We start from the raw sequence: 13949 nt of genomic DNA on the forward strand, positions 1-13949 counted from the left end.
TGATTACTTTTTATTTTTGTTCCCTAAATTCAGTACTTTTCCTGCCTGATTTACCTTTTGAGCAAAAGCGAGGCTCTTGCTGATACCACTTGCATCCCAATCCCTGCAATAGGCTTCGATAGCTTGTTGGTGATTGCATTTCAACTCTCGCTTGTAGAGTTTTAATGCTTCCTTCTCCGCTCGTTCCGTGGTGTAGGTCATATAGCACTCATGCGGTTCTTCCACACCATACACATTGCTGGTCTGTCCTCGTCTGATGAACACTTCACGGAAGAAACTGCGTCCTTCCTTGTTCTCCAAGCGGTTGATGGTGAATATCTTCTTGCAGTCCACATCGGTCAAACCGAGTATCGCCTTGATGGTGTCAAAGCGTTCCTTGAACTTGCTCTGGTCGAGCAGCATCACCACATCCGAGTTGTTGATGATGGCTTCTTTCACTATCTCACTGCCGATGATGTCCTGTATCTCCTGTGTCACCACACCCACGCTTGCCCAGAATTTTCTGGCGGTCTTATACAGATATTTTATGTATTCCGCCATCATGGGTGAGGCGATGGCTTTCCAGGCCTCCTCGATGATGAGCATCTTTCGGTTCTTCTTGATGCGCATCTTCTGCAGGAAGACGTCCATGATGATGAGCGTCACCAGTGGAAAAAGCAGTGGATCATCCTTGATACTGTCGATTTCGAAGACGATGAAGGTCTCATCAAACAGACTGCTGTCCATGTTCTCATTCAGCGTCACATCATGGCTGCCTCCTTTATAGAAGTCCTTCAACAGATAGTTGTAGGATGACAGGTCTATGCCATGCAGACCGTTCTCCTCGCATATTTTCGGCAGTCGCTCAGTACTGAACTCATAGAAAGTGTTGAAACAGAGGTTGCTCACTCTCTTGGTGGTGAAATAGGCATCGTAATACTCGTTGATGACTTGTTCTATCAGTCTGTCTTCGGTCTTGCTCACTGTGCCTTGACTTCCTTTCCATATCAGCATCACCAGGTTCTTCAGGAATCCCAACTTCTCGATGTTCCATTCCTCTCGCTTGATTTTGAAAGGGTTCATCGTGATAGGATGTTCTTCTGTGTAGGATATGTATTTGCCTCCAAAGTATTCACATAGTCCCTCATACGAGTTTCCTGTATCTACCAACACGATGTCGGTGTCCTGCTCATGGGCTTGGCGCACCATGGAGTTTACATAAAAACTCTTGCCGCTTCCCGAAGGACCGAGGACAAAGAAGTTGCTGTTGTCGGTCAGCTTGTTTCGTCCCTCTTTTCCTGATATGTCGATGGCTACTGGTACTCCTTGGCGGTCGGTATAATAGACCTTGAAGGGTGTGTCCTCGCTATGCACAATCTTTTCCTTGTACATCAGGCAGGTGGCAGCATCGCCCAAGGTCAAGAATCGGTCGTAGTCGGCATTCATCCCATAGCAGTTGCCGGGGAAAGAGTTGACAAACAGTTCCAACTGGTTGTAGGCTCGCTTCGAAATATGGATGCCCATCCTGCCAAAGGCATTCTCCAGATGGTTGGTACACTTTTGTATATCCGTGTCTGGCTTCACCGTCACTATCAGATTATAGTGGGTATATACCAACAGCTTGTTTTCCCTCGCTATCACCTCCTGCACTCGCTTGATGTCCTCTACGGCTATCAGATTGCTTGGGTTCGGCATGCTGGCATGGCGGTTCTTCTTTTTGTCGAGCATGGCAAGCTCACGCTTCTGATTCGGCACAAAGATGATTTGGGTATACACCACACTCTCCACACCAGGAATGCTGTCCACCAATGCTACCAGATCCACTGGCATACTTGTGTTGTTCACCTCGATGTTGGTAAACGGACGGATTTGTGTCGGCAAGTTGGCGCAATCCACATCCACCAGACTATATACCTTACAGCGTCTGTCACCCATACCTATCATCTCGTCATCCACCTTGAATCCTGTCATGCTCACCATCTTGTCACGGAAGTTCATGGCAAAGAAGCGGTCAACATACACACTTGCTTCTTGCTTGTTCAAGAACTCCGACTTGATACCGGCATCCTTCAGCTGGTCTTGCACCTTTCTGATTTTCACTAAGAAATCTCGCCATTTCTTGTTGTCGAAAGACATCAGACGACTCTTCTTGTTCTCCTGCGTAATGGTCAGATAGGTCATGCTGTCCGTATATTCTCTTCCGTTGAAATAGCGGAAGTAGGATTCGGAAAGGAACTCGTGTCCCTTGCCACTCTCATCCTTGAACTGTTTTCTGGTAAAGATGTCCTGCTTGTGCAGGGCATAGCCTTCACCCAGAGTCTGTGCGATGGCAGCAAACAGATTGGTGAACTCATAATAGCTGTCTATATTGGCAGAATATTTCTGCACTGGGTTCTCCATTCTCAGGATGGCAGAATACTCTCCAGTCTTTGTATAGAGCACACCGATACCGTCCGTGTCTTCCACGGAGAAGTAGATGTCCTGAAAGATTTTCTTCCGCTTGCCACCAGTACCAAAGGCATAGACCGATATGGCCATGCCAATGCAGATTGCCACGAAAAATAAGATTACATATAGTACCATATTCGTTTATTCTTCTGTTTCTTCGGATGATTGATGATTTTCTCCCATACTGGATGATTTGTTGTCATTCTCTTTATAAGAGGTATTGGAGCTTTTCTCGCTATAAAGGGGTGATATACTATCTTTTGCAGTGGAATCCATCCTGCTTGTTTGCGTTTCCACAGTTGCAGGACGTTCTTCTGTTTCTCTCGCCCAAATAGCCCTTGCCTTGTCAGCACTCCTCATGGCATCCAATGTGGGTGGCTTGTAGGTCTTATCCTTGCAAGCGATTAGCAATATGCCAGCCAATGCCATCATTATTATGTTCTTTGCTTTCATGCTCATAACTATTCATTTATGTCGAAGATGCAATGTTCTTTTCGCAGAAACGAATAAAGGTAGACCCACACCCTTGGGGGTGAATGAGCCTACCAGTCGTTCACTTTCTACTTGTCATCCACATCTTGGTCATGTCGATACTTTTTTTGTTTCACATTTTTATATGCGCTTGCTGTAGGCATAGATAAACACTCCTTGGTCGTTCTTCTTGGTATGCAGTCCCTTCCGTTGCTTGAACATGATGAGACCTACACCCGTAGTGATTGCCACGACCAACACTATCAGTCCTGCAATAATACCCATCAGACAGTAGGCGGCAATGAAGCCGATGATGGCTCCTCCTGCCGTGGCTGCTGCCCAATAGATATACCGCCCTTGTATTCCCATGAATTCAAGGGGCTTCTGGAGTCCCTTGAACAGTGGGTAATCGGGGTAGCGGATTTCCTGCTCTTCTCTTGCCATTCTTCACGTCGTTTCTCACTTACTGAATATGCACGGAATAACTCTCACTCGTTAGTTGGTCACACCGAAGAACAATGGCAATGCCTGTGCTGCTGCCACGAGGAAGATACATGCTCCTACAATCATCATGATCTTTTTCTTGAGAATCTGCTTCCGAATTGTAAAGTGCTGAATATCAACACTCCCAAAAAGCAAAAAGTACCAAAAGAAACAAACTGGAAACAAAAATTTCAAAAACCCCAAAATGAAAACATCTGCTTAACATATCTTAACACGGAAATGAACGGAAATTTTCATTTTCTATCATTTTGTGCTGCGTTCCTGAAGGTGCAAAATCAGGTATTGTGAACCTTATTGTCGTTTCAGCAATCAGGTTGAAAAAATGGCTTTAGTTGGAAAAATGTGCACGAAAAGTGGGCTTTTCAGGTGGCATTTTATAGTATTTTCTGCGAAAATACAGTTGTATGTTTAACTTTCTACGTATAAGTCTCTTTAGTCTCACGGAATTTTATTAACTTTGCACCAAAGTTTATTTTAATTGCAATTTTATGGTCACTTATTTTGATGCATGTGAGATTCTTGAAATGCTGTCTGAAGCATCTGTAAAGGTGTTTCTGGACGGCGGTTGGGGTGTCGATGCACTTATAGGCAGAGAAACAAGAATACATAACGACATCGATCTGTTCGTAGAGAAGAAAGACTATGGTAAGGCCATATCCGTGATTACCTGGAAGGGATACAGAGAAGTTGTAATGGACTATACGACCGATAGCCATACTGTCTGGAAAGATGACAACGGAAGAATAATCGATCTGCATTGTTTCGAATATGTCGAAGATGGAATTCTATATGACGGATACACTTTCCCAAGCGAAACTTTCTCAGGTAAAGGAAATATCGGGAATATTGAGGTAACATGCATAAACCCGGAGGCACAGGTACAGTTCCATCTTGGATATGAATACGATGAAAATGATGTCCACGACGTCCTGTTATTATGCAGAACTTTCAATCTTGAGATACCGGAGCAATATAAAACTCACATCTGATTCAATATGCTATGATTACTGATAGTTATGATATTGAAACTGAACCAATGATCAATCTGTTTGATTTCTACGGCAGACGTGGAGATTTTGCAGATATATGCCTGATAATATTCTCGAAGGAGATTCATCGGCATTTACTTGATTCCTACGAATCTGAAATTATTGCAACTATGCCGGCTTGCAATGGCGATACGCATATCTATAAAACAACTTATAAAGGAGTTACGATAACTTTCTACCTGTCAGGAATAGGTTCAGCAGTAGCATCCTCTCTATGTCATCTTGCAAGCTGGCTAACTGGAGCATCAAAGTTCATTATGTTCGGTTCCTGTGGCAGTCTTGACCGTACAACCACACAAGGTAGATTTATCATACCGACACAAAGTTACAGAGGGGACGGGTGTTCATATTATTTTGCAGCACCATCCGACTATATTGATATAGCCGCAAGCAAGGAACTTTCCATAATTTTCGACAAATTATCTGTACCATATATTACAGGTAAAATATGGACGACAGATTCGATGATCAGAGAAACAAAAGGACTTGTACGCAAACGTATGGAAGAAGGGTGCATCGCTGTAGAAATGGAATTGGCTGGAGTTCAATCTGTGTGCGACTTCTACAATTTGAAGTTGTATGCTTTTTTTGAAACAGGTGACATTTTGGATACAAATGGATATGAAGCCAAAGGCTTGAACAATGCCAACCATAGTTTAAACAAACTTTATATTGCTTTAGAAACGGCAACCTACATCTGAAGTATATCAGAATTGTAAATTCCCATTTAGCGGACTATATAAAAAGTATTCCATAACCATCTATACGTGGTTTACGGAATGCTTACTTTATAACAATTAGGTTTACACTCGTTTATTTTGACGGTGCAAAGTTACTCATGCTATCTGGCTCCCACAACGGGCAATAGTGCACATTTTCAAGAAAATGACGTTTTCAAGAAAAAAAATATCCCTACAAACTTAGACTATGCCAAGTTTCGTAGGGATTTTGGAGGGTATAAACATTAGATTACTTCGTCCAGTGGTAGTGACTGTCGAGCATCAGGAAGATAGCCAAGCCGAAAATAACGAGTCCAAGGACAAAGAAGAACCAGAAGAAATACTGCACATAGTGTCCGAGGTAGGTTCCGTCGTACTCCTTGTACCTTTCCTGAACCCTTCTACGTTCTTCATAAAACATTTGATTGACCTCACGGATATGCTTCTGCATCTGAGTGGTCATCCATTCATGTTGTTTGTCGAACATGTCCTGAATCTTCTTCCAGTCAACATCATCGACTCTGACTGAAACCTTCAACTTGGTTGGGGCATCCTTCAGAACATTGTCAATGTGGGTATTGATGGTGTCAACCTTACCACTGATAGTGTCAACGGCATTGCCAAGAGCAGTCTGAGCTGAATTGTACTTACGGATGGCAGACTCCAGTTGAAGAGTTGCATTGATCCAAGTGTTGGTCGCTTTGTCAATGTTCTCACTCAACTGCCTGAGTTCAGGCGTACGACTGACAACAGCATCCTCGGCATCATGCTCTTCAATCTCTTCCTGGACTTCGTTCATCATGTCATCGAAGTCAGGCTTCTGCTCGTCATCTTCGATGAGTTCTTCTACATGTTTTGTTCTTCTCATTGATATGTAGGATTTGTCTAACGGTGGAATGAACGTCTTTTCTGCGGTGGCTTGCACATGGCATGAGCCATCTGGAGGCAACGGCGAGCCCGCTCACGCTCGTCTTCGTCATCATCCTTACCCCAACCAGAGGAAGGAGCAGAACCACCACCGCCACAAGATTCGGACACGGTTGTTGCTGCATCAATCATATCAAGGAAGAGAAGCATACCTACATGAGAAATGTCCTCTCTTGATGCAGTCATATCAGAATCAGGAACCTGAACCTCATTGAGGAAGATGTCCTTGACCGTGTTCGGAATATAGATTCTCTTCATTTCACCGCTAACATTGACATTGAAGGCAGTCTTGGTAGCAACTGGCAATGGCTTAGAATTGGACTGGGTAGGTTTCGTTGTCTGAGCAACATGGCGAGCAGGGCGAGCCGGTGAAACGGAAGGTGAAGCAGGTCGCATCTTGACCTGAGTAGGCTTAGGATGCATCTTCTTCCATGTGGCTTCAAGCTGTGATACCATGAACTTTCGACCGATGGCAGAAGCCTTGAACACTGAGGCATTCTTGCCGATGGTGTAGCCCACAAGTTTGCAGTTAGTAGTGTCATACCTTGGATTGACCTCATAGCCTCTCATGCGAAGCATATCAAAGTAACGGTCAATGTCGAAACTATCCATCTTCTGAAGGGTATATTCGCAAAACTCCGCTATATCTTGTTGGCGCATTTCACGAACCTCCTGAGGTTGCTCCCAACCATGCCTTGCGTTGATAATTTCCGCAGCCCTTATTGCTCTGATGTGAACATCGTGAACATCGTTGGTCTTGCCGTCATTATCCACACGGCAACAGTCAAGATGCAGGTGAAGGGTTCCAGACTTGGAATCCCGATGCAAGGCAGCAACACTCATAGAATTGCGGAAATTGGTCTTGACCTTCTCCTTAAAGCCTTTGGGTAAAAGTCCGACTGAATCCAAAGCTTCCAATCCTTCATCAGCGAGGTTTGCCCAGTCATCCAAGGTATAGTTCTCTGACTCTTCCTTGGATGGGGAGAGTACAAACGTGGTCATGAAGCGTTCCAACTTTCGCCCAACAGTCCTGTCCTGTTGATGCAACTGGCAGTGATGCTTCATCCGATACCAGATTTCGGTGGCATCGAGATAGTCAGGCATGTGGTTCACCTTGACCACGGTTGCATCCTCCTTCTCCATTGCGTACCTTGCGGCATTGCCGCCATAGGCTACTGGTCTTGCGAGTATAATCATTCGTCTTCTTGAACTTTGGTCAGTACAGGAGAAGTAAGGTTGTCTTCAATGCTATACCAGTGTTTGATGAGTCGTTCAACGGCTTCAATCCACCACTTCATGAACTTTGGAGATCTGAACATCTTCTGCTTTTCCTCGGGTGAAGCATCGTGCAACTTACTGCGGACTTTTATCAAGTCGGTACGTGCCTCAGTCAGAGAGTTCAGGGCTTTGCTTTCCTCTGGAGTGAGTCGCTGACGTGGGTGATGCTTCTTGCCAGTCTCAACGAGATACTTGCCTATGCTCATACCACATTCCTTAGCGAGTTTTTTCAGTTCCTTCCAGTCCTTATCGGTACAGCGGAAGGAATGCACCCTTGTGGGTGTCTTCTTGATAATCTTCTTTTTCTTAGCCATATCTTTGAATATGATTAAAGGGATGAATATAAATCAGTAAAAAAGAAGGACATAGGTCTGCGAGCCTGCGAGTAGCCCGAGAAACTTTTAGGACTGCATAAATTTGGTCACAAATAATGTAGTACAAAAGGATTTCTCGAAAAGTACCTATAAAATGACGGCACTTTTAACAGCCTCCATCCCCAAAGCTGCTTAAACGTATAACAGTGGTGCGGTAGCCTATGTCGGTCAATCGTCCTTTGGGATGATTTCTCTGTATGTTGGCTTATTAGCCTCTGTATGCCTATTGATTGCCGTTATGGTATTCGTTGGTCTTGTAGCCATTGGCGTTAGAACCGTTAGATTGTTGTGCTTGACCTCCAAACTGATGCTGTGGATATGTGTTGTGCTCTCCCTCATTCTGTTTGGCATCTGCTTCTTGCAGGGAAGAAGGATTGCCAACAGACTGTCTGGAGTAGTTTTGCTGTGGGGAAATTCCACCTGTAACAGCATCTGAAAGATTGTCATTCGTTCCGACCTTACCCACACTTCTGTTGTCATTAGATGAAGTCGAATTTAGGGAAGAAGAAATATCTGCTGTGGAAGAATTGCCATTGTTGTCAGTATCGGATATTCCATTGGCAGAATGCCCATCTTCCTTGTCCGACCTTGTATCATCCTCTGTTGTCGTAACAATTACTCTTGCTTGTGGAACTTCCGTGTGGATGATTGCAGAGCCATCCGCATTGCGCTTCAATGAAAAGCCGTTCTTGACAAATCTTCCGTCCACATACCAACCAGAGAGAGAATGCAGGGTAATGATGCGGTTGTCTCCAACTTTTTGTAAAGAGAAAATGCCCACAGCCTCCATAGCCTGTAAAAGTTTGGGTACGGTCTTGCGGTCTTTATCCCAGAGTTTGGCAAGTTGGGTATTGTCAACCATACATTGCCCACACAAGATTTCCACTTGTTGGGTCTTGCTGATAGGTACAAGTGTTGTTTCACGTTCAGCAAGAGAGGCAAGAGACATGAAGCATTCCATGCGGTCAATCTTGTACTTCTTGCAGCGAAGATACTCCATCTGTACATCGGACAGCGTGAAGCAGTAATGTATCTTTTGTTTATCCATCTTCTGTAAATTTTGAATATTATAACCATAAATGGCAAGACTGTTTTTCTCAGTAAAGAGAAAATCATCTGTGCCGTCCTCTCCTAGGGGAAATGTCCTCTGCGATAACATAGAGCTCGCCTTGCAACCTGTCATTAGAATGGCTGCTTAATCGTGAAATGCACTCAATGCAAACAGACTGGGCAAGAAGTTTTCTTCTGCCGACAGTTGCTTCATCATTGATGCCCTTGTTGGCTCCGCATTGTTCGGCAAGTCCATTGAAAGCATCACGCATCCGAAAGTAGCCGTTGCCAGTATTGATGTAGCTCACGGCAAGGTCAGCGACATTTGCCAACTTGCTTCTGTACTCCTCATGGGAAATATCGTCCTTCATCATCGCCATGTCTATTTACAAAGTTCACTCATGTGCTTGGTCGCTGCAGCCTTGGTCTCAGCCTCGGACATACTGCGGTTCTGGCGCATCCAGTTCAAAAGCTCGGACTTCTCAAAGTAGATAATCTTGCCGTTGGGACGGAAGAACGGAAGTTCATGCTTGTGTGTCATCTTGTAGAGACTGCTCTTTGATATACCCATGAATAAGGCAGCTTCCTCCAGTGTCAATACTTGCTTGGCATCACGGAGAAGGTTCTCCATTATCCCAATGCGGTGCTCATGTGACTCTACCTTCAAAAGAAGAGTCTCGGTGTCGATAGTTTTGTTCATTATCCTGTAATTTAATTGTTTGTAATTCGTTGTACTGCTTGTTTTGAAAGTGTAGTCCCCCAAGACAGAGAGAAATCCCTGCCCGAAAAATGGGGACTACAAAAGTGAAATTAACTGGTTGTTATCCTGAAAAGCTCTGTTTACTTTTATCCTGTGTAAATGTGGTTTTGCGTGGATGGGTGTTGGTGGCTGCTATCCGCTTTGTCCTCGGTATTTGCTTGTTCTCTTCACGCTGTTTGCGACCTCGAAAGGCTTTCTTCATATTGTCAACAGCCTTGACCTTTTCATGCGTCAGCACATCTGCATAGATGACGGTGGATTTGAGTGACTTGTGTCCCATCAGTTTCTTGGTAGTCTCAATGTTGCCAGTAACCGCCTGTACCAAAATTCCGAATGTATGTCGGGAGCAGTGAAAAGAGATATTCTTCTCAATGCCCACCTTTTTAGCTATCCTTTTAAGGGCTGCATCCACATTAGCCTTGGCAGGAAGGTGAAACACAAAATCATCATTGCCTTTGGGTGGCATCCATGACAAGGCGGTATTGCCGATTGGTACGGCATTGAGAGCCTTGGTTTTCTTTTGGATGATTACAAGCGTGTTTGTTTCCTCGTTCCTCTTGATATCACTCCACCGCAGAGCCTTGATGTCGCTGATACGAAGTCCTGTCAGACAGGCGAAACCGAAAGCCTTTTGTGTCTCTGCAACTCCTGGACTTCTCTCATCTGAAGCCATGAACCTTTTCAGTTCATCGGGAGTGAGATACTGCTTATGTGATGACTTCGGCTTGGGAAAGATGTCTGACTTCTCCAACTGGTAGAAAGGGTTAGCCTTCAACTTGCCGAACTTGACAGCCTTGTTGAACACCGTCACTATGCGCTGTTGAACATTATGCAGGGAGCCTTCACACAAAGGCTTGGCTTCAACTCGTACATACTTCTGTGGTACATAATCGTTCTTCAACCAAAGGAAGAAAGCCTTGAACCATGCCTTATCGAACTTCCTCAGAGTGATGTGAGGTCTGCGCTTGTTGGCAAGGAACTCGCTCATTAGGTATTTCAGATACTTTGATTGGTCAACAATAGCCTTGGAATAGTCTGTGTTGTCGCTCATCCAGTCGATGTAAGTCTGGATCCAATCTAAGACTTCGGGAGACTCGTCATTGGGGATTTCTTTCACAATCATCAAATGACCTACCTCTGGAATGGTCTCTGGATGAAGAATACGCTCTGCCCTTATCTGGTGAGCACGTTGCAATGTTTCTTCGTTCCTTGCTTTGGTCTCTGCATCAACCTCTGGCAACAAATAGAGGGAAAGAAATTCAAACTTGCGCTTGCCACCATCGTAGATGTCAAGATACAAGCTTATGTTGTCGTTGGCAAGTGCCTTTTGTCTGATAGTTATTGTCATGTCTCTATATGTTTTCGTTGTCAATGATTTATGTGAACATACCGTCAATGAGGTTGATGGCTTCCTCCTTCTTCTTGTCCACGATTTTAGCATAGATTTCCGTGGTCTGAATGTTGGAATGTCCCATCAGCTTGCTTGTGGTAAAAAGGTCTGCACCGAGCGTGAGCATCATCGTTCCGAATGTGTGCCGTGAGCAATGGAATGAGATATGCTTCTCAATCCCTGCCGCTTCCGCCCATTTGCGGAGAGCCCTGCCTATAACGGTCTGTGTGGTCGGAATGTCAAAGAAAGGAATATTATTTCCTCTTGGTTTCGGCAACCAACGCTTAGCCTCTTCCGAGAGAGGTATTATAACAGGCTTCTCCGTCTTTTGCATTTCCATGTCTATGTATTCGCCTTTTCCGTCAGCGGTCTTGAAGATGTGCATCGGCGCAAGACGGTACATGTCGCTTAATCGCAATCCTGTAAAACAAGCGAAGATGAAAGCCTCCTTGACCTCTGGGCGGTAACTATCCGTAGCTATGAGGGTGCGAAGTTCCTCTATAGTAAGGTATTCTTTCTTGCCTTCCTTGGGTTGGATGCGCTCACGTGCATCAAGTTCCTTCATCGGATTGTTTCGGATAATGCCTTGGCGCACAGCGTTATTGAGAGCAGTGGAGAACATTCCGAGGTATCGGCTTGCCGTATTCTCACTGATAGGTCTTGGCTCGCCATACTTGATATGGGAATTTGGGAAGTTACGCAAGAATTTTACATAACCACGGCAGAACTCCGCATTGACCTCTTCAAGGGCAATGAAGCCTTTGTTTGTCTCGTCAAGATACTTCTCCACGGTGTGCAGCATTTCCACACGGCAATGGAGTGTTGACTTCTTGATGCCGACACCACCTTCACAATACTTCTTTATCCAAGTAGTGAGAAGCATTGAACCTTGCTTGACGGTTTCCCAGTCCTGTATGCCATGACCATGCAGGGCTTTGATGCGCTCTGCCTTGATGCGTTCTGCAATCGCCATAGTCTGCTTGTTCTGTTCCTTACAGACGGGATTGATTTCGGGGACGAGATAGAGTTTGAGGTATTCATACTTTCTCACTCCCTTATAGTAGATGTCAAGATAGATGCTCTTGTTGCCATCTGCGAGCGACTTCAACCGAATTTTAATCGGCTCTTTCAGCTTTACTTGTTTCTTTGGTCTTGCCATGATGTATAAAGTGTTATTTTGTTTTTGTATTCTGCTGCCTGGAGGGTCTTTCTCCCTCTTGTTGAAAGTTCATGTCAGATATGGTTTCCAATGCTGACATTTGCTTTTCTTTCTCTTCCCTTACTTCGGAAAACTGATGTAAAGATAAGAAAACAAACCGAGAAACGAGAAACAAAACGGAAACAAGAAACAGTCTTTTATGTCTTTTTAAGAGTGAGTTCCGCAAACATCGGAAAATTCAAATTATCGCTTAAAGCATTGATACTTAGTGCATTTGCTTTCATTTGCTTTCTTGTCTTTTCAAACGCATTTCGGAGGACTAAGATATTCTTGACATCCTGCTCCTCATTGTTCATAGCGATGTAAACGCTGATGGCACCCACTACGGCAACAACACCTGCAATGGCATAACAGAGCTTGACCACAATAGGCACGTATTTGGCTATTTCCTCCGTCACAGTTGTCAAGGCAGTGGTTCCTGCTGTGTAGTCACCTGCCGAGTTTTGCGCCATGGCAATGCCACCGCCCACAAGGAGCATAAATGCCAATGTCTTCAAGCGTCCTGAAGAGAGAACGCTCTTGGCGGTCTTCTTCAAATAGTTCGTTGTTTTCTTAAACATTCTTTCTTGTTTTACTTGTTAATGATTCGTTTGGCAACACCTTATTATAATTATATAGAAATGTGTTGTCGCTTTCACATGATATACTCTTCTGCAGTTGAGTCTTAAATCTGGTAGCCAAAGAATGCTGGGAACAGGATGGATGCGCCTATCATAAACAGACAGGCTCCTATCAGTGTCAGTATGGACTTGCTAACTCCATCTTCCCCTGTATTCATCTTGATGTATATCTGCAAAGCGGATATAATCACCATCACGGCGGCGACAGCGTATGTCAGATACAGCACATACAGCATCATCGTCACCACATAGTCGTGCATTCCTGCCAGTGCGTCTGCTCCCCAGCTATAGTCCACATTACCGCATTTGGCTGATGCTGACAGGGGGAGCAGCGCAAAGACAAAGGAACTTACTACATTCTTTATGATATGGCTAAATTTCATCCTTGACTGGTATTGTTTTGATGTTTGGTTGTCCTGGCTTTGTTTCACCTTGTTTCAATAGGCTCTCCGTGAAGTCGTCCTGCCATAGTCCGTCTATCCATATGGGAGAAGTGGACTCCATCTGCCCATCCATCTTTTCCTGCAACGACTCGGCTGTGTTCTTCGGCTTCTGTTGGTTGACATCATTTCCTTCGTCTTCATCAACATCATCTTCTCTGCCGGAAGAATCCGTTTCTGGAGAATAATCACTCATTCCGTTGTTCTCCGTTCCCATACCATAGCCCTCATCGTATGATGTGCCGTCTTGGAAACTCGTGTCGTATTGCTTGTCGGCAACGCTAAAGCCACCATCGCTTTCATTGACGGCTACTGCGGCTTCCTCTTCCGTTATGTTGCTGATGTCAAACATTTCCTCGTTGCTCTTGGCTTCTTCCTTCTTACCATACAGGTCTCTGGTTATCATCACCGCATAGTAGATGGCGTATGCAATGGTAAGGCTGATTGCGAATATCAAAAATGGACTCATATAATACTTTGTTTTATTGATGATTTATACTCTATGCAGTGGCAAAAGTGCCAGTTGCAAGTGCAAAGTAAAGAGTAAAATCCGACATAAAAGAATTTTGTAAAGTATGGCCATCAAAGTTTAAGATATATTCAAATTATAATTATATTTCATACTCTCAATCATACTTTAATCAGCTTCTTCTGTTAGTTTTCGCATGTTTGGGAAAAGGGCATAAAAAAAGCCCTCCGAATGGGAGAGCTTGATAAGGTA

The 13949-nt window shown here is 44.3% G+C and carries 16 protein-coding genes and 1 pseudogene; 2 read left to right on the forward strand and 15 right to left on the reverse strand.

Annotated elements, in window-relative coordinates:
* Positions 1-3: 3 nt before the first annotated feature.
* The 4 genes and pseudogenes from EXN75_RS11090 to EXN75_RS11105 all read right to left on the reverse strand — a co-directional run.
* Entirely contained in the window at positions 4-2562 is a 2559-nt protein-coding gene (locus EXN75_RS11090) for a TraG family conjugative transposon ATPase (RefSeq protein ID WP_134843870.1), read from the reverse strand.
* Positions 2563-2568: 6 nt separating this feature from the next.
* Positions 2569-2880: a hypothetical protein gene (locus EXN75_RS11095; RefSeq protein WP_134843871.1), complete on the reverse strand. Its 312-nt coding sequence runs from the start codon at positions 2878-2880 to the stop codon at positions 2569-2571.
* A 159-nt stretch (positions 2881-3039) separates the two neighbouring features.
* Positions 3040-3342, reverse strand: a complete 303-nt coding sequence (locus EXN75_RS11100) for a hypothetical protein (RefSeq protein WP_010537139.1) — start codon at positions 3340-3342, stop codon at positions 3040-3042.
* Between the two features lie 51 nt (positions 3343-3393).
* Positions 3394-3495: pseudogene (locus EXN75_RS11105) on the reverse strand (DUF4134 family protein); the annotation flags it as partial.
* A 395-nt stretch (positions 3496-3890) separates the two neighbouring features.
* Between EXN75_RS11105 and EXN75_RS11110 the strand changes: the two are divergent.
* Positions 3891-4391, forward strand: coding sequence for a nucleotidyltransferase domain-containing protein (locus EXN75_RS11110; protein WP_006743465.1), 501 nt, complete (start codon positions 3891-3893; stop codon positions 4389-4391).
* A gap of 11 nt (positions 4392-4402) precedes the next feature.
* A complete protein-coding gene (locus tag EXN75_RS11115) occupies positions 4403-5152 on the forward strand; it encodes a nucleoside phosphorylase (protein WP_134843872.1) in 750 nt (249 codons plus the stop codon).
* A gap of 268 nt (positions 5153-5420) precedes the next feature.
* Here the strand turns inward: EXN75_RS11115 and EXN75_RS11120 are convergent, their stop codons facing one another.
* The 11 genes from EXN75_RS11120 to EXN75_RS11170 form a co-directional block, all read right to left on the reverse strand.
* The gene (locus EXN75_RS11120; protein WP_134843873.1) at positions 5421-6038 is read right to left on the reverse strand and encodes a hypothetical protein; all 618 of its coding nucleotides are present in this window, start codon (positions 6036-6038) and stop codon (positions 5421-5423) included.
* Between the two features lie 17 nt (positions 6039-6055).
* Complete coding sequence (locus EXN75_RS11125) at positions 6056-7294, reverse strand: hypothetical protein (RefSeq protein WP_006743467.1); 1239 nt, start codon at positions 7292-7294, stop codon at positions 6056-6058.
* Entirely contained in the window at positions 7291-7689 is a 399-nt protein-coding gene (locus EXN75_RS11130) for a plasmid mobilization protein (protein WP_005812832.1), read from the reverse strand. The genes EXN75_RS11125 and EXN75_RS11130 overlap by 4 nt, the downstream gene beginning before the upstream one ends.
* A 283-nt stretch (positions 7690-7972) precedes the next feature.
* Positions 7973-8797 carry a hypothetical protein gene (locus EXN75_RS11135; RefSeq protein WP_134843874.1) on the reverse strand — a complete coding sequence of 275 codons (825 nt, stop codon included), beginning with the start codon at positions 8795-8797 and terminating at the stop codon, positions 7973-7975.
* Positions 8798-8861: 64 nt separating this feature from the next.
* Positions 8862-9179, reverse strand: a complete 318-nt coding sequence (locus EXN75_RS11140) for a hypothetical protein (RefSeq protein WP_171038617.1) — start codon at positions 9177-9179, stop codon at positions 8862-8864.
* 2 nt (positions 9180-9181) lie between these two features.
* Positions 9182-9499: a helix-turn-helix domain-containing protein gene (locus EXN75_RS11145; RefSeq protein WP_004302115.1), complete on the reverse strand. Its 318-nt coding sequence runs from the start codon at positions 9497-9499 to the stop codon at positions 9182-9184.
* Between the two features lie 121 nt (positions 9500-9620).
* The gene (locus tag EXN75_RS11150) at positions 9621-10907 is read right to left on the reverse strand and encodes a site-specific integrase (protein WP_134843875.1); all 1287 of its coding nucleotides are present in this window, start codon (positions 10905-10907) and stop codon (positions 9621-9623) included.
* Positions 10908-10935: 28 nt separating this feature from the next.
* Complete coding sequence (locus EXN75_RS11155) at positions 10936-12108, reverse strand: site-specific integrase (protein WP_134843876.1); 1173 nt, start codon at positions 12106-12108, stop codon at positions 10936-10938.
* 197 nt (positions 12109-12305) lie between these two features.
* A complete protein-coding gene (locus EXN75_RS11160) occupies positions 12306-12728 on the reverse strand; it encodes a DUF4134 family protein (RefSeq protein ID WP_134843877.1) in 423 nt (140 codons plus the stop codon).
* Between the two features lie 104 nt (positions 12729-12832).
* Positions 12833-13171, reverse strand: coding sequence for a DUF4134 domain-containing protein (locus EXN75_RS11165; protein ID WP_134843878.1), 339 nt, complete (start codon positions 13169-13171; stop codon positions 12833-12835).
* Positions 13161-13697, reverse strand: coding sequence for a hypothetical protein (locus EXN75_RS11170; RefSeq protein WP_134843879.1), 537 nt, complete (start codon positions 13695-13697; stop codon positions 13161-13163). Before EXN75_RS11170 ends, EXN75_RS11165 begins: the two co-directional genes overlap by 11 nt.
* Positions 13698-13949 lie beyond the last annotated feature (252 nt).

Source organism: Segatella hominis (assembly GCF_004535825.1).
GTDB lineage: Bacteria > Bacteroidota > Bacteroidia > Bacteroidales > Bacteroidaceae > Prevotella > Prevotella hominis.